The following is a 20,446-nucleotide window of genomic DNA, read 5'->3' on the forward strand; positions in this document are numbered from 1 at the left end:
GGCCGGAGCGGGCGAGCCCCCGGCCGGAGCGGGCGAGCCCCCGGCCGGAGCGGGCGAGCCCCCGGCCGGAGCGGGCGAGCCCCCGGCCGGAGCGGGCGAGCCCCCGGCCGGAGCGGCCGGCGTGTTGCCGTCGGCCCTCATGGCCGTACGAGATTCCGCAGGTCGGCGTAGCGTCGCTCGCCGATGCCGTTGACGTTGCGCAGTTCGTCCACCGAACGGAAACCGCCGTGCTGCGCGCGGTAGTCGACGATGTGCTGCGCCAGCACGGGCCCGACGCCCGGCAGGGTGTCGAGCTGGTCCACGGTGGCCGTGTTGAGGGAGACGGGAGCCGAGGGCCCGGCCCCCGCCGGCCCCGACGCTCCCGCGGCCGACGGGGGCGCCGGTCCGCCGACGACGACCTGTTCGCCGTCCACGAGGAACCGCGCGCGGTTGAGACCGTCCGTGTTCGTCCCCGGCCGGACCCCGCCGGCCGCGCTCAGCGCGTCGACGACCCGGGAACCGGCCGGAAGGCGATGGATGCCCGGCTTGCGGACCTTGCCGCTGACGTCCACCACGATCTCTGCCCCGGCCCTGCCCACGGCTCCCGGCGCGCCGGTCGGCCCGGCGGGCTCCACCGTGCCCTTCTCGGCTCCCACCGCGTAGGGAGCCGCCGCCCGCACCACCTCCGGTGCCCGCACGGGCTGGGTCCGGCCGGTCCAGAAGTGCTGTACGGCCAGGCCCGCGGCGACGACCAGCACCACCGTCAGCGCGAGCACGCTCCTGCGTTCCATTCCACAGCGTGCCTGCACCCACACCGGCATCCGCTCCCACAGAGCCGGTCCGACCCGCTCCCACCGCCGGCCACCCGCGCCCCGGCCTCTGCCCGCGGGGCTCCCGTCGGAGGCGACCGGACCCGCCTCCGCGTCGACCAGGTCGCCCGGGTCGACCGCGTCGAAGAAACTCGTCGCTCGACGTGCGGTCGCGGCATCCGGCGGACTCAGTGCCACCGGTGCCTCCCGCACCTCGGCAGGGACCGTCTCCGCGTCCTGGGCGCCCTCTCCGCCCCGGTCCCCGCCGCGCGCGGCGAACAGCGTCTCCGCGCGCCGGCGCAGCTGCTCCGCCGAGGCGTGCCGGTGGCCGGCGCGGTCCCGGCCGGGTGGGCGGCGGCGGACGCGGTCGTCGGAACCGGGGGCCCGCCCGGGGCCGCTGGTCGCGTTCGTGGTGCGTGAGCGTGATCGAAGTGCCATGGCACGAGGATGGGACACGTCACGGCAGCGCGATGATCTTGCCCAATTCCCGTGGATCACGCCCCAGTTGTGGACAACTCCACCACCCGCACGAGTGAAGGCAGCAGCCTCCTCACCTCGGCGAGACCACAACTCCCAGCAGCCCGGGCCCCGTATGTGCCCCGATCACCGCGCCGACCTCGCTCACATGCAGATCCGCCATCCCGGGCACCCGAGCCCGCAGCCGGTCCGCCAGCGCGGACGCCCGCTCGTGAGCGGCGAGATGGTGGACGGCGATGTCGACCGGCGCGCTGCCCGCACGGTCGGCCACCAGCTCCTCCAGCCGGGCGATGGCCCTGGACGCCGTCCGCACCTTCTCCAGGAGGTCGATGCGGCCGCCGTCCAACTGGAGCAGCGGCTTCACCGCCAGCGCGGAGCCCAACAGTGCCTGGGCGGCGCCGATCCGGCCGCCGCGGCGCAGATATTCGAGGGTGTCGACGTAGAAGAAGGCGGAGGTGGCGTCGGCGCGTTTCTCCGCGGCCGAGACCGCGTCGTCCACCGTGCCGCCCGTCTCCGCGGCCTCGGCGGCGGAGAGCGCGCAGAAGCCGAGCGCCATGGCGATCATGCCGGTGTCCACCACCCGCACCGGCACCGGCGCCTCCCGCGCCGCGAGGACCGCCGCGTCATAGGTGCCGGACAGCTCGGCGGACAGGTGCAGCGAGACGATCTCGGTGGCACCGGCCTCGGCGATCTTGCGGTAGGTCTCGGCGAAGAGCCGCGGGCTGGGGCGCGAGGTGGTGACGGGGCGTCGCTTCTGCAGCGCCTGGGCGAGGGAGCGGGTCGAGATCTCGGTGCCCTCTTCCAGGGCCTCGCCGCCGAGGACGACGGTCAGAGGCACCGCGGTGATGCCGTGGCGCTCCATCGTCCGCTGCGGCAGGTAGGCCGTTGAATCCGTGACGATCGCGACATGGCGGGACATGAGCTGGAGGTTACCTGGCGTAGCGCGTGGACGGCAGCCCGGGCCCTTTCGCCTGGGCAGCCCTTGACCGAATCAGGGGGCGCAGCACGCGGCGGTCACGTGCCGGTCGCCTCGGGGCGGGGCTTCTTCTGCCAGGGGTAGGTGGGTCGTGGACCGGGCGGGGTGATGGCGGGCCGGGCCGGCTCCTGCGCAGCGCTCGAACCGGGCGGCTGCGCCGTCGGCTCCGAGTCCGGGGTGGTCCAGTGCCGCAGGGCGCCGGCCTCGAGGTCGATCTGGGCGCTCAGGGTGTCCAGGTCGTCCTCGGCGAAGCGGCGGGCGCGGTCCCGGGCCGCCCAGCGCAGGGAGTCGGCCGAGTCCGTGATGCGCTCGGTGCGCTCGCGCAGCGACGGCAGCCGCTCGGCGAGTTTCGCCCGGTCGGGCTCGGACTCCAGGCGCTTGAGCTCGCTGTCCAGTTCATGGCCGTGCGCGCTGAGCCGCTGGAAGAGGCCGAGGGACTCCCTGAGGGACTCGTCCTCCGCCACCCCCGCCCGCAGGGCGTCCTGGGTGGCCCGCATCGAGGTGCGCAGGCTGAGCCGGAGCTGGGCGATCTCCCCGGCCGGTCCGGGCTGGGCGAAGGACTTGGCCCGCAGGGTGTGGTCCTCGACCGTGCGCCGGGCCTGGCCGATGGTGCGGTCCACACCGCGCTTGGCGGCACCGACGGCCTTCACCGTCGCGAAGGCGCCCAGCGCGACGAGGAGCACGAACAGCAGGGCCACGACTGCGATCACTGCTTCCACGAGCTCCTCCTACGGTCCGCGTTCCTCTACAAACCGTAAACGACACGGGCAGGTCCGGAGTTCCAGAAGAACCCCGAACCTGCCCGCACCCGCCCCCTAGGGGACGGCCTCGACCGGTCTCACGCCCCGGCCGACCTCACGCCGGAACGATGTTCACCAGCTTCGGCGCCCGCACGATCACCTTCCGGATACCGGCGCCGTCCAGCGCCTTGACGACGTTCTCGTCGGCCAGGGCCACCTTCTCCAGCTCCTCGTCGGAGATGGCCGGGGACACCTCCAGGCGGGCCCTGACCTTGCCCTTGATCTGCACGACGCAGGTCACGCTCTCGTCCACGACGTACGCCGGGTCGGCGACCGGCAGATCCTGGTGGACGACCGAGTCGGTGTGGCCCAGCCGGTGCCACAGCTCCTCGGCGATGTGCGGGGCCAGCGGGGCGACCAGCAGCACCAGGTCCTCGGCGACCGTGCGCGGCAGCGCCCCGCCCGCCTTGGTCAGGTGGTTGTTCAGCTCGGTGATCTTGGCGATGGCGGTGTTGAAGCGCAGGCCCTCCAGGTCCTGGCGCACACCGTCGATCGCCTTGTGCAGCGCCCGCAGGGTGTCCTCGTCGATGTCGGCGTCCTCGACGTCGACGACGGTCACCTCACCGGTGGTCTCGTCGACGATGTTGCGCCACAGCCGCTGCAGCAGACGGTACTGGCCCACCACGGCACGGGTGTCCCAGGGGCGGGAGACGTCCAGCGGGCCCATCGCCATCTCGTACAGGCGCAGGGTGTCGGCGCCGTACTCGGCGCAGATCTCGTCCGGAGTCACCGCGTTCTTCAGGGACTTGCCCATCTTGCCCAGCAGGCGGCTGACCTTCTCGCCCTGGTAGTAGTAGGCGCCGTCACGCTCCTCCACCTCGGCGGCCGGCACCGCGATGCCACGGCTGTCGCGGTAGACGTAGGCCTGGATCATGCCCTGGTTGAACAGCTTGTGGAACGGCTCCGCCGAGGAGACGTGCCCCAGGTCGTACAGGACCTTGGACCAGAAGCGCGCGTACAGCAGGTGCAGCACGGCGTGCTCGGCGCCGCCGACGTACAGGTCGACGCCGCCGTGCGGCAGGCCCTCGCGCGGGCCCATCCAGTACTGCTCGATCCCGGGGTCGACCAGCCGCTCGCTGTTGTGCGGGTCCAGGTAGCGCAGCTCGTACCAGCAGGAACCGGCCCAGTTGGGCATGGTGTTGGTCTCGCGGCGGTAGCGCTTGGGGCCGTCGCCCAGGTCCAGCGTGACGTCGACCCAGTCCTCGTTGCGGGACAGCGGCGTCTCCGGGGAGGTGTTCGCGTCGTCCGGGTCGAAGGTGCGCGGTGAGTAGTCCTCGACCTCGGGCAGCTCCAGCGGCAGCATCGACTCGGGCAGCGGGTGGGCGATGCCGTCCTCGTCGTAGACGATCGGGAAGGGCTCGCCCCAGTAGCGCTGGCGGCTGAACAGCCAGTCGCGCAGCCGGAAGTTGACGGTGCCCTCGCCGATTCCCCTGCTCTCCAGCCATTCGGTGATGCGCGCCTTGGCTTCGGCGACGCCCAGGCCGTCCAGGGAGACCTCGTCGTTGGCGGAGTTGATGATCTTCGCGTCGTAGGACCCGAAGGCGTTCTCCCACGTGGCGGTGTCGGTGCCGCGGCCGTCGGTCGGCTCCACGACGCAGTGGATCGGCAGCTCGAAGGCGCGCGCGAACTCGAAGTCGCGCTGGTCGCCGGCCGGGACGGCCATGATCGCGCCGGTGCCGTAGCCCATCAGGACGTAGTCGGCGATGAAGACCGGGATCCGCTCGCCGTTGACCGGGTTGGTGGCGTACACGCCGGTGAAGACGCCGGTCTTGTCCTTGGCCTCGGCCTGGCGCTCGACGTCGGACTTGGAGGCGGCCTGCGCTCGGTAGGCGGCGACGGCCTCGGCCGGGCTCGCGTGCCCGCCCGTCCACACCTTGTGGGTGCCCTCGGGCCAGACCGCCGGGACGAACGTGTCGACCAGCGGGTGCTCGGGGGCCAGGACCATGTAGGTCGCGCCGAACAGGGTGTCCGGACGGGTGGTGAAGACCGTGATGTGCTCGCCGTCGACGGGGAAGTCGACACGGGCGCCCTCGGAGCGGCCGATCCAGTTGCGCTGCTGCAGCTTGATGGCCTCGGGCCAGTCCAGCGCCTCCAGGTCGTCCAGCAGACGGTCGGCGTAGGCCGTGATGCGCATGTTCCACTGGCGCAGCTTGGCCTTGAAGACCGGGTAGTTGCCGCGCTCGGAGCGGCCGTCGGCGGTGACCTCCTCGTTGGCCAGCACGGTGCCCAGGCCGGGGCACCAGTTGACCGGCGCGTCGGAGGCGTAGGCCAGCCGGAACTCGCCCAGGACGTCGGCGCGCTCGACGACGGTCAGTTCGCTCCACGCGCGTGTGTGGCCGGGTACGGCACGCTCACCGGATGCGAACTGTGCGATCAGCTCGGAGATCGGGCGGGCCTTCTTCGCCTCGTCGTCGTACCAGGAGTCGAAGATCTGCAGGAAGATCCACTGGGTCCACCTGTAGTAGTCCGGGTCGATCGTGGCGAAGGACCGGCGCTTGTCGTGGCCCAGGCCCAGCCGGCGCAGCTGGGCCTTCATGTTCTCGATGTTGGCCTCGGTGGAGACACGCGGGTGCGTGCCGGTCTGCACGGCGTACTGCTCGGCGGGCAGGCCGAAGGCGTCGAAGCCCAGGGTGTGCAGGACGTTGTGGCCGGTCATGCGCTGGAAGCGCGCGAAGACGTCGGTCGCGATGTAGCCCAGGGGGTGGCCGACATGCAGGCCCGCACCGGAGGGGTACGGGAACATGTCCATGATGAACTTCTTGGGACGGGCGACGACGGCCGGGTCGCCCGCCAGGTCACCCTCCGGGTTGGGAGCGGCGTAGGTGCCCTCGGCGTCCCAGAAGTCCTGCCAGCGTGCCTCGATCTCGGCGGCCATGGCCGCCGTGTAGCGGTGCGGCGCGGCCACCTCGGCGGCAGCGGGGTTCGTCTCGCTCATGATCCTCAAAGCTCCATCGATCGTCTCTGCCAGCGGCTGTGACTTCCCTGGAAACGAAAAATCCCCTCGCACAGGAGGGGACGCCGCGCCGATTCCGAACCGTCCGGTCCACCGGCGTTCGGGACTGATCAGCGCGGCTCGCTAAGCAGAAGGCGTACGGCACGCATGGCGCTAGGGTACCGCAGGCCTTGAGCAAGCTGCGACGGACTTACGTATGACCTACGGACACCGGGCACACCCGGCCGAAGTTGAACAAAGGTCAAGGATTACTTCGCGTAACAGTAACTAAAGGGACATCGTCCCGCCCAGATGGTCACTTGATAACAACGCAATAACTCAAACCTCGTACCCATCGGTATGGAGCCACTTAGAGTTCGGCAGCGGGACCGCTTTCCCGAAACTGCTCGGAGTTGCCCCCATGAACCCTCTTCTCAGTAACAGCTCGATCCCCAAGCCCGGCCGGTCGGCCTACGGGGTGGCGTCGGCTGTCGTCCTGGTCCTCATACCCGTGGTCGTGCTGGCCGGCGGCGACCAGGTACAGGCCTTCCTCAACTTCGGTGCGGGCGTTCTGTCCCTGGTGTGCCTCACCTGCTCGGTCATCTGGGGCCTGGTCGCCCAGGACCGGCTGCTCCTCAACACACGCCAGCGGATCATCGCGCAGGGCGTCCACCGGGTGACCGCCGTCGGCTCGATCGCCTTCCTGCTGGTCCACATCACCGTCAAGATCGCGCTGCAGCACACCGTCCTGATCGGCGCGCTCATCCCGTTCTCCCTCGGCGTCACCGGCATCGGCGGTCTGATCGGCCTCGGCTCCGCGGCGGGGCTGCTCATGATCTTCGTGGGCATCACCGGTGCCCTGCGCAACCAGTTCGCCGCCCCGGCCGAGGTCGCCGCGCGCTGGCGCGCCATGCACATGCTCGCCTACCCGGCGCTGTGCTTCGCCCTGATCCACGGCCTCTACGCGGGACGACTGGCCAAGCCGTTCTTCTTCTACGCGTACGAACTGTGCCTGGTCGGCGTCATGGCCGCCCTCGTGCTGCGCGCCGCCCCGCGTTCCTTCAAGCGCAAGATCGCCGACCAGATCACCGGCATCCTGGGCACGGGCGAGCGGTCCGCCATGGACGGCCTGGAGGCGTCACGCGCGCGCATGGCGGAGGCATCGTCGCTGCCCGGCTACGAGAGCCGTCCGCCCCGCCGGTCCGCGGCCGACACCGTGGGCTCCCGCAGGCCCCCGCAGTCCGCGTCGCCGCTGTACGACACGCCCGCGGCGGAGTCCGGGGCCGGCTTCGCGGCCGCCTACCGCGCCGTCAACACCCCGGGCCCGCAGCAGCAGTACGCCGCGGCCGACCAGACCGCGCGGATGAACATGCCGTTCGACATGCAGGCCACGGAGGCCATGCCGCGCATGGACAGCGGCGGCAGCACCTCGGGCAGCTGGCCGATCCCGTCCCCGCCGCCCGTCGGCGAGGCGCCCCCGTCGGCCTACGACCCGCTGCAGGACACCGGATTCAACATCCCGGTCTATGGCAATCCGGGCACCGGCGGTCCGGGCGGACGTGATGTGTACGACACGGGTGAGACGAACACCCAGTTCGGCACGTACAACTCGAATGACACGTACAACAGCGGTCCCGCCAGTGCACCATCGCCCGGAGCGTCCTTCGACAATCCGGGTTCGGGCGAACCTTGGAACACGCCTTCCGGAGGCTATAGGTGAACGAGGCCCTGCCCGACGTCCCAGAAGTCCGCGTGGTCGGGCTTCCGCAGCTCACGTCGGGCTTCGACCTTGTCGAGAGACTCGATCTGCCCATGCACCTGAAGGTGCATGGGCCGCTTGAACCCATGGGCGGAGAGAAGCTGGCGCAGCTCTCCGAGCGCATCAACCTCAAGGGCCGCGGCGGCGCGGGCTTCCCGTTCCACAAGAAGCTCCGCTCGGTCGCCGACGCCGCGATCAAGCGGGGCGTACGGCCGGTCGTGGTCGTCAACGGCAGCGAGGACGAGCCGGCCTGCCGCAAGGACACGGTGCTGATCAACCGTGCCCCGCACCTCATCCTGGACGGCGCGCTGCTGGTCGCCGAGGCGCTGGGTGCCCGCACGCTCGTGGTGGGGGTCACCCGGGAGTCGACGGAGCGTTCCATGGAGGCCGCGCTGGCCGAGCGCGGCCTGAGCAACGGCCGCCGCTCGGCGCTGAAGGCGTTCGTCCAGCGCAACCCGATCCGCATGGTCACCGGCGCGGCCGCGTCGCTGATCCGCTCCATCGACGGCGGCCCGGCGATCCCGCCCGGCCGCAAGACCAGCGCCTCCCAGAGCGGCGTCGGCGGCGCCCCCACCCTGCTGTCCAACGCCGAGACCTTCGCCCAGCTGGCCATCGCCGCCCGCATCGGGCCGGAGCGCTACGGCAATACCGGCCTCTACGACGAGCCGGGCACCGTCATGCTGACCGTCTCCGGCGCGGTCGCCCGCCCCATGGTGATCGAGGTGCCCACCGGTGTCCCGCTGCGTTACGTCCTGCAGCTGGCCGGCGCCCCGCCGGTCCCCCAGGGTGTGCTGACCGGCGGCTACCACGGCAAGTGGATCGACGCGGCGACGGTCAACGAGGCGATCGTCTCCCGCAACTCCCTGGACGCGGTGGGCGGCGCCCTCGGCGCCGGCGCGATCCTGCCGATCAGTCAGGAGACCTGCCCGCTGGGCGAGTCGCTGCGGGTGGCGCAGTGGCTGGCGGAGGAGAGCGCGGGACAGTGCGGTCCCTGCTACCTCGGCCTGCCGGCCGCGGCGCGCGGCATGGAGGACATCATCAACGGCGGCGGCCCGGCCGCCCTGGAGGCGCTCAAGCAGGTCGCCAAGAACGTCAAGCGGCGCGGGGCGTGCTCGCACCCCGACGGCTCCGCGATGTTCCTGGAGTCGACCATCAAGGCGTTCACCGACGACCTCGCGGCGCACGTCCTCGGGAACGGCTGCGGAAGACCCGTGGAGGGCGTTCTCCCGCTCTTCGAGGACGGCAAGCTCCCCACCGGCATCCCCGGCGGCGCGGAGCCCCAGGAGACCGGCGACAGCCGCCAGAAGATCTTCGTCGACTGGACCCTGTGCCGCGGTCACGGTCTGTGCGCGGACATCCTCCCGGAGGTGTTCCAGCTGGGGGCCGACGGTTTCCCCACCGTGGCCCAGGCGAAGGTGCCGCGCTACGCCGAGGCCAAGGCTCTACGCGCGGTGCGTCGCTGCCCGGCGCTCGCCCTGCGCCTGGAGGAGGACACGCGCGCACAGGCGCCCTCCCGCAACCTGCCGGTCCTCTCCCAGGGCCGCGGCCGCCGCGCCCTCGGCCGCTGACCGCCCCCGCATCCGGAAGGGGCCGCCTGATTTCTCCAGGCGGCCCCTTCGGCATTCCGGCGCACTCACGGCAAGGCGGCAAGGCGATGCAAAAAAGACCCCGCCGGATCGAATCCGATCCGGCGGGATCTTGCTTGTGGAGCTAAGGAGAATTGAACTCCTGACCTCCTGCATGCCATGCAGGCGCTCTACCAACTGAGCTATAGCCCCTTGCGGTGCTCCTTCCGGGTTTCCCCGGCGGCGACGCCAACATTACCGGTCCTCCCGCGAGAGAACCAAATCGTTTCCGTTCTGTCCGCTTTGCCCTTAATGTCAAGCGGTGACGAACGAATAGAACCGCTTGAGCGTGCAGTGCTCCTCGAGGAGCCGGCCGTAGATCGGCTCGCCCTCCAGCTCGCGGTACGTCTCGATCGGGTCGCCTTTTATGATCAGCGCCCGCGCGCATTCCTCGCACCAGTACTGATAGTCGGGGTTCACCGGCTCCATGTCGCGGACGATCGGGGTGCCGCTGCCGCACCAGTCGCATTTCCGCCTGTGTGCACCCATCGATCAGCTCCAGCTGTGGCCGCAGGCCGTGCACACGTAGGAGATTCCGCCGTTGTCCCCGAGGACTTGCGCCACGAACGCGGAACCGCAGGAGGGGCAGCTGAGCCGGGTGGCCTTGTCCCGTGTCAACGCCGCTTCGGAGAGGTGGCCGACCTCTCCGAGGATGCTCGCAGGCATCGCTACTCCCTCCCGTCGGGCCGCGCCCCCTTCCGGCCGTTTGATTCTGCCACGGCCGGGCCAATACGGTCAGCGACGCCTCAGTACCAGTCCGGACACGGCAGGCGCCTCCGCAGAGGTATACGCCTGGCGGGGCCGATCCGACTCAAGCGGGCTCCCGGCCGGGCGGAGCCCCGACACGGCCTCAGGGAATATCCCGGAGGGCTTTGCCACCACGGGCTCACTCGGGAAACCTTGAGTCCGCCACCGCGGAGGAGCACCAGCCGGCCCCGCGGCCGATCCACTCTCGAGCGGAGTCAACAGTGATCGACTTGCGGGTGTTGGGACCAGTACGAGCGATGGTCGGCCGGCAGGACCTGGACATCGGGCACGCACGGCAGCGCAGCCTGCTGGCGATGCTCCTGGTGGACGTGAACAACGTGGTGCCCACCGAGCGGCTCACCGAACTCATGTGGGACGACCACCCGCCGCGGCACGCCCGCAACGCGCTCGCGGGGTACGCCGCCCGGCTGCGCAAGGTCATGGCCGGGGCACCGGGGGAGCCGGTCCTGGCGTCCCAGGGCAACGGGTACGTGCTGCGGGTCCATCCCGCGGCCGTGGACCTGTACCGCTTCCGGGACCTGGCCGCCCGGGCCGCCGAGGCCGAGGACGACGAGAAGCGCTCCGGGCTGCTGGAGGCCGCGCTCGCGCAGTGGTCGGGGTCCGCGCTCGGCGACCTCGGGGGCACCCACGTCGACTCGCTGCGCACGACGCTGGAAGGCGAGCGGCAGGCCGCCCTGCTGGGCTTCTACGACACCCGATTACGGCAGGGCCGGCCGCAGGAGATACTCCCGCTGCTGCAACAGATGGCCGAGAAGAGGCCGTACGACGAGGAGTTGGCGCTCCGGCTGATCCGCGCCCACCGCGACAGCGGGAACCCCGCGGCGGCCCTGCGCACCTACGAGGCCGTCCGGGTACGGCTCGCCCGCGACCTGTCGACGCGGCCCGGCGAGGCACTGCGCCGGGCCGGGGAACAACTGCTCCGTCCGGCGCGTCCGTCGGTGACGAGCACGACGGTCCCCGCCGCCGGCCGGGCGCAAGAGCGGCTGCGGATGCCCGTCAGCACCGGGTACTTCGCCGGCCGGGAGCGTGAACTGGACCAACTGGACGAGTTGTTGACGCCACCGCGCGGCCCGGGCCGGCAGGCCGGTCCGCAGGGCACCAATCTGGCCGTGATCAGCGGCATGGCGGGGGCGGGCAAGACGACGCTGGCGCTGCGGTGGGCGGAGCGGGCCGGCACGGCGTTCCCCGACGGGCAGCTGTTCGTGTCGCTGCGGGGGCACGAGCGGCATCTGCCGCCGCTCGAACCCGCCGAGACGCTCGCCTCGGTGCTGCTCGCGCTGGGGCTGCCGGCCGCCGACATCCCCTTCGGGCTCGACGAGCGTGCCGCGCTGTACCGGACGCTGCTCGTCGGCAGGCGGGTCCTGCTCGTCCTGGACGACGCGGCGAGCTCCGAGCAGGTGCGCCACCTGCTGCCGCCGAGCGTCGACGGCAGCGCGGTCCTGGTGACCAGCCGGGACCGGCTGCCGGGGCTGACCGCGACCTACTTCGCCGGTGAGGTGCTGCTGGACGCCCTGGACGACGCCTCGGCGCTCCTGCTGCTGGCCTCGCTGGTCGGCAGCGCGCGCGTGGCGAGGGAACCGGAGGCCGCGACCGGGATCGTCCAGGCCTCCGGGCGGCTGCCGCTGACCGTGCGGCTCAGCGGGGCCTACGCGGCGAGCCACCCCGAGGAACCGCTGGGCCAGGTCCTCGCGCAGGTCCCGATGACGGACGGGGCGGACGCGCGCGGGGCGATGGGCCGGGCGCTGGACCTGTCGTACGGCAAGCTGACGACGGCACAGCGGCAGCTGTTCCGGCAGCTGGGCGTGATACCCGGCACCGAGTTCGGCCGCGAGACGGTGGGGGCGCTCGCGGACTGCTCGTTCGCCCGGCTCGAGGAACGGCTCGGGGCCCTCGTACGCGCCAACCTGCTGGCCGAGTACGCGCCGCGCCGCTACCGGATGCACGACATGGTGAAGGAGTACGCGGTGGGGCGGGCCACCACGGAGGACCCCTGGGAGGTGCGCCGGGACGTCCTGCTGCGGCTTCTGGAGTGGTACCGGCAGGCGGTGGAGCGGGCGAGCCTCGCCGACGGCATCCAGATGTCGGGGGTGCACCGGGGGGCGGCCGTGGCGGTGCTCAGGCCCTGGGGCGGGCATCCGGCGGCGGTTCCCGGCCCGGGCGAGGACCCCGCGGACGGCGGCGACCCGGCCGGCGCGGGGGCCAAGGACACCGGGGACGCGGCGCGGCGAGGCCCGGACATCGATGTGGGCTGGCTCGACCGGGAGAAGACCAACCTCTGCGCGGCCATCAAGCTCGCCTCGGACCTGGGGCTGGGTCCGGCGAGCTGGCGGCTGGCCGACGCGATGCTGGGCTACATCCGGCTGCATCCGGGCGGCGACGACTGGTCCGCGGCGGTGGAGTCGGCCCAGCGGGCGGCCGCCAGGTCGGGCCACGAGCGGGCGAACACGGCGATGCTGCTCAACGTCGCCGACTCGCGCTACCGGGAGGGCCGCCCTCCCTCCGAACGGCAGCGGGCCCGGGAGGCGCTCGCCGTGAGCCGGGGTGCGTCGTGGCGGGCCGGCGAGGCGCTCTCGCTGGCCGTGATCGGCCGGTCGTACTGGTCGGTGGGTGTGCTGGGGCTGGCGGACCGGTACATGCGCGCGGCGCTGCGCATCCACGAGGAGCTCGGTGACCTCGCGGGGCAGGCCAACGCGGTCGCCCGGCTGGCCCGCAACGCCTACGACGCCGGGGACGCGGTCGCCGCGCTGAGCGGCTTCCGCGAGGCGCTGAGGCTCGCGGAGCAGTCGGGGTCCCGGTTCGGGCTGATCCGGCTGCCCGCCTACATCGCGCTGTCGCTGCGGCTGCTCGGGGAGCACGCGGAGGCCCAGCAGTGGTGCGAGCTGGCGATCCTGACCAGCCGTGAGATGGACTTCCACGAGGGCGTGGCGATCGCGCTGACCTGCCGGGCGGCGCTCTTCAGCGACCTGGGCGCGCATGCCGAGGCGGTGACCTCCGCGCGCGAGGCGCATGTGGCGATCCCGCACCTGTCCGACCCGCGCATCGAGGCGGACTGCCTGATCCGGCTGGGCAGTGTGGAGGCCGCGGCCGACCACACCGATCTGGCCATGCGCAGCTTCGGCAAGGCGCTGCTCCTCGCGGAGCAGATCACCTACCCGCAGGCGGCGGCGCGCGCCCAGGCGGAGAGCGCGGCGGCGTACGTGCGCCTGGGCCTGTACGAGGAGGCGCTGGCGGCCTGCCGGCGTACCCGGCGCGTCCTGCAGAGCTGTGACATGCGTCTCGCCAGGGCACGCACGCTCGTCTCGGAGGCGGACTGCGCCCTGGCGTCCGGCCGGTGCTCGGCCGCGATCGCGGACTACCGGCGGGCCGCCGCGCTGTACCGGGCGGCGGGCCACCGGCTGGGAGAGACACGGGCCCTCCTCTCCTGGGGCCGCGCCGCCGGCACGGCCCCGCGGCACGGCCGGCCGGACCACCTCTGGAGGCGCGCCCTCCGCCTCGCCGACCCCCTGGGCCTGCCGGAGGCGGACACCCTGCGCACCCTGCTGAGCGGCCACCCCGACCACAGCCACCCCCACCCGGGCCCGCCCTTCGGCTAGGGGCCACGACTCCCGACCTGCCACCGGGGCCACGGCTCCCGACCTACCACCAGGGCCACGACTCCCGACCTACGCCTGGGGCCCACGGCTCCCGACCTACGCCTGGGGCCCACGGCTCCCGACCTACGCCTGGGGCCCACGGCCGCCGGCGCACGGCTGGCGGCCGTGCGTCGGCCCAATGCCGTCGGCGCACGGCGTAGGGCCGGCGGCGGACGCCTGAGGGGCCCACCCCTGCCGGCCGACGGCTGCCTGCCCATGGCTGTCGGGCCCGACCCACCACGCCGGCCAAAAACCGACGGTCCACTCCTGCCGGCTGACAGACGGCCGCTGGCCCACGCCACGGGCCACGGACCGACGGCTGACGGCCACAGCCGCCGACCGACGGCCCACAGCTGTCGGCCCCGGCCCACCGCTGCCGCCGACAACGGACAGCCCATGCGTACCGGCTGAAGGCCGTCGGCCCGCCGATGCGGGCCGAATGCTGGCGACTGACGGCTGACGACTGACGGCCCACCGCCGCCGACTGACAGCTGACGAGCTCACGGCCCGCCGCTGCCGGCCGAAGGCCGCCCGCCCACCGCTGCCGGCCCACGCCCAGCGCCGCGGCCGGCGGCTGACGCCCCACCGCCGTCGGCCGACGGATGGCCGGTCGTCGGCCGGCGGCCGGCGTTCTCCGGGCCCCGGCCCGGGGTGGGCGGAGGGGGCGTGGGGCTCAGGGCATGCGGACCACCATGCCCGCGTAGGTCAGGCCCGCGCCGAAGCCGATCAGGACCGCGAGGTCTCCCTCGGCGAGGACTCCGGAGGTCCGCATGCGGTCGAGGGCCAGCGGGATCGAGGCCGCCGAGGTGTTGCCCTGGTCGACGATGTCGCGGGCCACAGCGACCTCGGCGGGGAACCCCACGCTCTGCGCGACCGCCTCGATGATGCGCAGGTTCGCCTGGTGCGGTACGAACGCCTGGACCTCCCCCGGGCCGACACCGGAGCGGGCCAGCACGTCCCGGACGACGTCGGGCAGGTTGGTCACCGCCCAGCGGAAGACCGAGGAACCCTGCATACGGATGACCGGCCCGCCGTGTTCCGGCTCCTCCCGTACGGTGATCGCGTCCCGCATCCCGGGGTCCGTTCCCCACACCACGGTGCCGATGCCGGGGTCCGTGCTCCGCCCGACCAGGGCCGCGCCCGCCCCGTCGGAGAAGAGAAACGCGGTCGAGCGGTCCCGTGGATCGAGGATGTCCGACATGCGTTCGACGCCGACGACCAGGCAGGTGCGCGCCTGTCCCGTGGCGACGGACGCGGCGGCCAGGGCGAGTCCCACGGTGAAGCCGGCGCAGGCGGCGCCGACCTGCACGGCGGCGGCCGGCACCCCCAGCTGGCGGCCGATCTCCGCGGCCAGTTCACCGGGTGGGGCGCCGGAGCCCGCCGTGCCGGTGTCCGACATGGTGGCGACCAGGATCTGGTCGACCTCGTCGGGGGCGACGCCGGCGTCGGCGAGCGCCTTGCCCGCGGCCGTCGCCCCCATCTCGGCCAGCGTCTCGTCCGGCCCGGCGAAGCAGCGGGTGCCGATGCCGCTGCGGCGCAGGATCCATTCGGGTGACGAGTCCAGGGTGCGGCAGATCTCCTCGTTGGTGACGATCCGTCGGGGCCGGTAGGCACCGATGCCGAGCAGGGCCACGGGGTGGCGGGCCGGCCCGGGGGCGGGTACGGCGTGCGTGGTGTTCACACGGGACTCCTGTCGTCGCTCACGGCTGCTGGTTCTGCTCCTGCGTGCTCCCTTCGTAGGCATTACGCACGCGGGACCCGCGACCCCCTGTGACACCGCGACGACAATGCGCACGGATTCCGCTTGACAATCACATACCTACGGTATGTACTCACATACCCAAGGAATGTTAGTTGGAGGGATCGACAGTGACCTCAGGCACGCTTGCGTCTCGCGCCGAGCCGTCGAGCGCGGGGAAGACACTGCTGCTGACATCGGCAGCGACGTTCATGGCCTTCCTCGACACGACGATCGTCAATGTGGCCTTCCCGGCCCTGCACGAGGACTTCCCGAAGGAGTCCGTGACCGACCTGACCTGGGTGGTGACCAGTTACGGCATCCTCTTCGCGGCTCTGCTGACGCCGGCCGGGCGTTTCGCCGACGTCCTCGGCCGACGCAATCTGTTCCTCTGGTCGGTCGGTATCTTCAGCGCCGCGTCGCTGGCGTGTGCCATCGCGCCGAACGTCGAGATGCTCGTGGCGGCCCGCGCCGTCCAGGGCATCGGCGCGGCCGGCATGATCCCCGCCGCACTCGGCCTGGTCCTGTCCGAGACCCCCGCGGAGAAACGGGCCGAGGCCATCGGCATCTGGGGAGCGGCCGGTTCCATGGCCGCGGCCGCCGGCCCCTCGCTGGGCGGGCTCCTGGTCAGTGAGATCGACTGGCGCGCGGTGTTCATCCTGAACATCCCGATCGGCCTCGCCGTGATCGCCGGCGGGCTGCGGCTGCCCAAGCGGGCCGCGGAGAACTCGAAACTGCCCGACCTCTTCGGCACCGCCACCGTCACCCTCGGCATCGCCGGCATCGTCATCGGCCTCACCAAGGGCGGCGACTGGGGCTGGGACGCGGTGAAGACATGGGTGTGGATCGGCGCCGGCATCGCCTTCGTGGCCTTCTCGCTCCTGCGCTCCCGCTCGCACCAGGCGCCGGCCGTGGAGACCGAGCTGTGGCGCACCCCGATGTTCGCGGCGGCCAACCTCACGTCGTTCCTGCTGGGCGCCGGGCTGTTCGTCTGGTTCCTGTCCGGGCCGCTGTACCTCACCACGATCTGGCACTACTCCGTGCTCAAGGCCGGTCTCGCCGTCACCCCGGGTGCGGTGCTCTCCGCGGTCGCCGCCATCGCGGTGGGCCGCCGGGTGCCGCCGGAGAAGCAGCGGCCGGTGGTCATCGTCTCCGGCCTGATCTTCCTCGGGCTGAGCTTCTGGGCGTACTACGGCCTGGGCAGCGAGGAGAAGTTCATGGCCCTGTGGCTGCCGTACGGCGCCCTCGGCGGAGCGGTGATCGGCGCCGCGCTCACCAGCGTGACGACCGCCGCCTCCATCTCCGTGCACCCGCTGAAGTTCGCCACCGGCACCGGCATGAACACCACCGCGCGCCAGTTCGGCGGATCGGTCGGCGTCGCCTCGATGGCGGCGGTGTTCGCGGCCGGTGACCTGAGCACGCCGCAGCCCTACCTGAACGCGTTCCTGCTGGCCGGCATCTTCATCGCCGCCTCCGCGGTGCCGGCGTTCTGGCTGTTCACCAAGAAGTCGATGGCCCAGATCGCCGAGACCCAGCGGCAGATCCAGGCCTACATGAAGGCCCAGGCGGAGGCCGCGGCCAAGGCCGCCGCGGCGCAGAGCGCCGACAACGCGCCCGCGGTGGACCGGGCCTGACTCCGGCTCACCCCCCGACGCCGGCCGCGGCTCAAACCCCCCGCGGTCGCGGCCGGCCCCCGGCGGGGCCGCGGTTCTCGGACCCGCGGCCCCGCTCGGCGCGTCCCCGCACGGCGCGTCCCCGCACGGCCCATCCCAGCCCGCCACACCCCGCACGGCACATCCCGCACAGCCCGTCCCCGCGCGGCCGCCCGCAGAATTCCGGGATTGCCACGAGGGGGGAGTCCCACCAGCCCGTAACACAGGACGAGAGCCCATCGGTTCATGAGGGGAATTGATGAACACAGTCCTCGACTGGCTGGACTCCCCCGCACCCGAGCGTGGAATCCACTACTACCGAAACGGCGACTGGCACCTGCGCGACTACGCCGGCATCGCCGCGGCCGCCCGCAGCACGGCCGCCCACCTGCACGCGAACGGCGTCACGAAGGGCGTCGTGTCACTGCTCATCGAGGAGCCCGAGACCTTCGTCCCGGCGTTCCTCGGCATCATGTACGCGGGGGCCACCCCGTCACCGATCGCCTCGCCCGTCACCTTCGGCGGCCACGAGGCCTTCACCGAGCACGCGGCCGCCGTCCTCGGGGCCGCCGAACCGGCCGCCGTCCTCACCGACGAGGCCCTCGCCCCGCTCGCCGCCACGGCGTGCGCGAAGGCCGGCGTGGGCACACCCCTCGTCCTTCCGGACCCGGCCACGCTGCCCGCGGCCGACGGCCTGGCACGGCGCACCGCGGAGCTCGCGCTCCTGCAGTTCACGTCCGGCTCCAGCGGCACCCCCAAGGGGGTCCGGGTCACCGGCGAGAACCTCACCGCCAACGTCCGTGCCATCCACGGCTGGCTCGGCGTCACCGGCGAGGACTCGTGCTCGTCCTGGCTGCCGCTGTACCACGACATGGGCCTCATCGGGACCTTCCTGGGTTCCGTCGTGGCCCAGATCGACCTGTGGCTGATGAGCCCGGTCGACTTCATCCGCTCCCCGGCCCGCTGGCTCGACTGCCACGGCCGGCACGGGGTGACCATCACCACCGCCCCCAACTTCGGCTACGGGTACGCCACTTCGCGGGTACGCGAGGAGGAGCTGGCGGGCACGGACTTCTCGTCGTGGCGGGTCGCCATGAGCGGCGCCGAACGCGTCGACGCACGGGTGGTCGCCGACTTCGTCACCAAGCTCGCCCCGTACGGCTTCGACTCCCGCGCCCTCGCGCCGTGCTACGGCATGGCGGAGACGACGCTCGCCGTCACCGGGGTCCGCCCCGGAACGGGCGCGCGCATCGTCCGGCCGGCGGGTCCGCTCGCCACCGGGGCGCCGGTGACGATCGTCGACTCCGGCGTCCTCGGCACCGACCGCCCGGAGGACCCCGCACGCTGGATCGCCTCCTGCGGCACCCCGGTGCCCGAGACGGCCGTGGACGTCGTCGACGAGGACGGCGCACCGCTGCCCGACGGCACGTTCGGCGAGATCCGGGTCCGCGGGACGTCCGTGGCCGGCGGCTACCAGTCGGCCGACCCGGCGGCGAACGAGCCCTTCGGCGACGACGGACTGCGCACCGGCGACGCCGGCTTCCTGTACGACGGCGAGCTGTACGTGGTCGGGCGGATCGGCGACAGCCTCAAGGTCCGCGGCCGCAAGGTGCACGCCGAGGACCTGGAGGCGGCCCTCGTCTCCGTGCCCGGGGTACCGCCCGGCCGCTGCGCGGTGGCGCTCGGCACCCTCGACGCCCGCTCCGGCGCCGTGGTCGTCGTGGAGGCGCCCGGCGACGGCTGGCTCGACGCCGTGACCGGCGTGCTGCGCTCCGCCCTGGACACCACGGTCGACGTCACCGTCGTACGGGCCCGGCGCGGCACCATCCCGCGCACCTCCAGCGGCAAACCGCGCCGCCGGCTGCTGTGGCGTCAGGCCGCCGAGGACACCCTCGCCGGCGACGTCCTGCACACCACCCGCCCGCACCGCCCGGCACCACCGACCGCACCGCAACCGACCGCACCGCAACTGGATGGGGCAGCAACATGAGCGTCACGACCGCCGGGCTCGTACTCGACGTCACCGAGACGGCCCCCGAAACCACCGCCGAGCAGCGCGGCCGGCTCGCGAACTCCGCTGATCTGTACCGCCGTTGGGAACGCCAGCAGTGGGCCGTCGCCCAGGTCGCGCCCGCGGGGGACGCGCAGACCTGGCAGGCGCTCAGCCCCTTCTCGCGCGCCCAGATGCTCGGCTCGCTGGCCGAACTGGAGGTGGGCGAGGTCACGGTGACCCACACCCTGGGCGCCCTGATCGACGCGCCGCCCACCGAGGACGACCGGATCTTCCTGTGCACGCAGCTCGCCGACGAGGCCCGGCACGTGCGGTTCTTCCAGACGTACCTGGAGGACGCCTGCGGCGCCTCCCTGGACGACGCCGAGGAGGGCGCCGACTACGCGGAGGTGTTCGCGCCGGTGCTCACCCGGGCGACCGACGCGGTGCGCGCCGACCACGAGGACCGCGAGTCCTGGTACCGGGCGCTCATCTACTACCACCTGATCACCGAGGGCGTCCTGGCGGCGACGGCGCTGCGCACCACCCGTTTCCTCGCCAAGCGGCTGAAGCTGGAGGCGCTGGAGGAGGGGCTGACCAACGTGACGCGGGACGAGTCGCGGCACGTCTCCTTCGGTCTGCGCGCCGCGCAGGACGGGGTCGCCGGCGGCTTCGCCCAGGTGGTGGAGGACGCCCACTTCGAGTCGCTGGGCGCGGCCGCCTGGGTGCTCATCGGCCCCTCCCGGCACAACCCGTCCCCGGCGATCCGCGCCGCCCTGCTCAGCCGCGCCGCCCAGTTGCGCGGCAGTGTCGACATCGCCCGGGAGCGCCTGGTCAAGCAGCTGCGGCTGGTGGGCCTGCCGCACCTGGTGGAGAAGGCCGGCGCCGCCTGGGACCTCGCGATCGACACGGCACTCGACGCGTACGCGGAGCGCTGGAACGCACCGCACCCGATCCGCGCCGCGGCGGCCTGACGGCCCACCGGACAAGCAGAGCCACGACAGCACCAGCAGAAGGGGACGAAGAGGACATGGACAGCAGCACGCTGCGCGCGCAGGTCCGGCAGATCGTCGGGGAGATGAGCCCGCTCGGCGCCCGGGAGGCGCGTTCCGAGGACCGTCTCGTCGAGGAGCTCGGCTACGACTCGCTCGCCGTCATCGAGCTCTCGCTCCGCATAGAGCAGGAGTTCGCCCTGGTCGACCTCGGTACGGGCGCCACGCCCGACATCACGACGGTCAAGGACATCGAGGACTTCGTCGACCAGCAGCAGGCGGTGCCGAGCGACGCCGCCTGATTCCACCCACCCGCC

14 protein-coding genes and 1 tRNA gene are annotated in these 20,446 nt (G+C 72.5%); 7 read left to right on the forward strand and 8 right to left on the reverse strand.

The genetic code is table 11. From position 1 onward, the window contains the following. Window positions 1-137: 137 nt before the first annotated feature. The 4 genes from ACFY30_RS15290 to leuS all read right to left on the reverse strand — a co-directional run bounded on the left by ACFY30_RS15290 (window position 138) and on the right by leuS (window position 5,976). Window positions 138-1,226 carry a helix-hairpin-helix domain-containing protein gene (locus ACFY30_RS15290; protein ID WP_390845666.1) on the reverse strand — a complete coding sequence of 363 codons (1,089 nt, stop codon included), beginning with the start codon at window positions 1,224-1,226 and terminating at the stop codon, window positions 138-140. 112 nt (window positions 1,227-1,338) lie between these two features. Continuing rightward, the gene (locus ACFY30_RS15295; protein ID WP_390845667.1) at window positions 1,339-2,184 is read right to left on the reverse strand and encodes a DegV family protein; all 846 of its coding nucleotides are present in this window, start codon (window positions 2,182-2,184) and stop codon (window positions 1,339-1,341) included. A 95-nt stretch (window positions 2,185-2,279) separates the two neighbouring features. Beyond that, window positions 2,280-2,960, reverse strand: coding sequence for a hypothetical protein (locus ACFY30_RS15300; RefSeq protein ID WP_390845668.1), 681 nt, complete (start codon window positions 2,958-2,960; stop codon window positions 2,280-2,282). 136 nt (window positions 2,961-3,096) lie between these two features. Then, window positions 3,097-5,976: a leucine--tRNA ligase gene (gene leuS / locus ACFY30_RS15305; RefSeq protein WP_390845669.1), complete on the reverse strand. Its 2,880-nt coding sequence runs from the start codon at window positions 5,974-5,976 to the stop codon at window positions 3,097-3,099. Window positions 5,977-6,394: 418 nt separating this feature from the next. On the opposite strand from leuS, the gene ACFY30_RS15310 reads away from it, so the two are divergent. After that, on the forward strand, window positions 6,395-7,693 hold the full coding sequence (locus tag ACFY30_RS15310) for a cytochrome b/b6 domain-containing protein (RefSeq protein ID WP_390845670.1): 1,299 nt from the start codon (window positions 6,395-6,397) through the stop codon (window positions 7,691-7,693). Next, the gene (locus ACFY30_RS15315) at window positions 7,690-9,300 is read left to right on the forward strand and encodes an NADH-ubiquinone oxidoreductase-F iron-sulfur binding region domain-containing protein (protein ID WP_390655339.1); all 1,611 of its coding nucleotides are present in this window, start codon (window positions 7,690-7,692) and stop codon (window positions 9,298-9,300) included. Before ACFY30_RS15310 ends, ACFY30_RS15315 begins: the two co-directional genes overlap by 4 nt. Before the next feature lie 137 nt (window positions 9,301-9,437). On the opposite strand, the gene ACFY30_RS15320 is transcribed toward ACFY30_RS15315, so the two are convergent. The 3 genes from ACFY30_RS15320 to ACFY30_RS15330 all read right to left on the reverse strand — a co-directional run bounded on the left by ACFY30_RS15320 (window position 9,438) and on the right by ACFY30_RS15330 (window position 10,023). Then, window positions 9,438-9,510: transfer RNA gene (locus ACFY30_RS15320), tRNA-Ala, on the reverse strand. 102 nt (window positions 9,511-9,612) lie between these two features. Next, window positions 9,613-9,846 carry a hypothetical protein gene (locus ACFY30_RS15325; RefSeq protein ID WP_003976229.1) on the reverse strand — a complete coding sequence of 78 codons (234 nt, stop codon included), beginning with the start codon at window positions 9,844-9,846 and terminating at the stop codon, window positions 9,613-9,615. A gap of 3 nt (window positions 9,847-9,849) precedes the next feature. Beyond that, window positions 9,850-10,023: a hypothetical protein gene (locus ACFY30_RS15330; protein WP_390655338.1), complete on the reverse strand. Its 174-nt coding sequence runs from the start codon at window positions 10,021-10,023 to the stop codon at window positions 9,850-9,852. A gap of 320 nt (window positions 10,024-10,343) precedes the next feature. Between ACFY30_RS15330 and ACFY30_RS15335 the strand changes: the two genes are divergently transcribed. Further along, on the forward strand, window positions 10,344-13,718 hold the full coding sequence (locus tag ACFY30_RS15335) for a BTAD domain-containing putative transcriptional regulator (RefSeq protein ID WP_390845671.1): 3,375 nt from the start codon (window positions 10,344-10,346) through the stop codon (window positions 13,716-13,718). Between the two features lie 712 nt (window positions 13,719-14,430). On the opposite strand, the gene ACFY30_RS15340 is transcribed toward ACFY30_RS15335, so the two are convergent. Further along, the gene (locus tag ACFY30_RS15340; protein WP_390845672.1) at window positions 14,431-15,438 is read right to left on the reverse strand and encodes a beta-ketoacyl-ACP synthase 3; all 1,008 of its coding nucleotides are present in this window, start codon (window positions 15,436-15,438) and stop codon (window positions 14,431-14,433) included. A 188-nt stretch (window positions 15,439-15,626) separates the two neighbouring features. Here ACFY30_RS15340 and ACFY30_RS15345 point away from each other — a divergent pair, with 188 nt between their 5' ends. The 4 genes from ACFY30_RS15345 to ACFY30_RS15360 all read left to right on the forward strand — a co-directional run bounded on the left by ACFY30_RS15345 (window position 15,627) and on the right by ACFY30_RS15360 (window position 20,431). Next, window positions 15,627-17,129, forward strand: a complete 1,503-nt coding sequence (locus tag ACFY30_RS15345) for a DHA2 family efflux MFS transporter permease subunit (protein ID WP_390845673.1) — start codon at window positions 15,627-15,629, stop codon at window positions 17,127-17,129. A gap of 277 nt (window positions 17,130-17,406) precedes the next feature. Beyond that, the gene (locus tag ACFY30_RS15350) at window positions 17,407-19,137 is read left to right on the forward strand and encodes an AMP-binding protein (protein WP_390845674.1); all 1,731 of its coding nucleotides are present in this window, start codon (window positions 17,407-17,409) and stop codon (window positions 19,135-19,137) included. After that, the gene (locus tag ACFY30_RS15355; RefSeq protein ID WP_390845675.1) at window positions 19,134-20,111 is read left to right on the forward strand and encodes a ribonucleotide-diphosphate reductase subunit beta; all 978 of its coding nucleotides are present in this window, start codon (window positions 19,134-19,136) and stop codon (window positions 20,109-20,111) included. The genes ACFY30_RS15350 and ACFY30_RS15355 overlap by 4 nt, the downstream gene beginning before the upstream one ends. 56 nt (window positions 20,112-20,167) lie before the next feature. Beyond that, on the forward strand, window positions 20,168-20,431 hold the full coding sequence (locus ACFY30_RS15360) for an acyl carrier protein (protein ID WP_390655332.1): 264 nt from the start codon (window positions 20,168-20,170) through the stop codon (window positions 20,429-20,431). The last annotated feature ends 15 nt before the right edge of the window (window positions 20,432-20,446 follow it).

Origin of the sequence: Streptomyces sp. NPDC000345 (genome assembly GCF_042898825.1) — a bacterium.
Classification (GTDB): Bacteria; Actinomycetota; Actinomycetes; order Streptomycetales; family Streptomycetaceae; genus Streptomyces.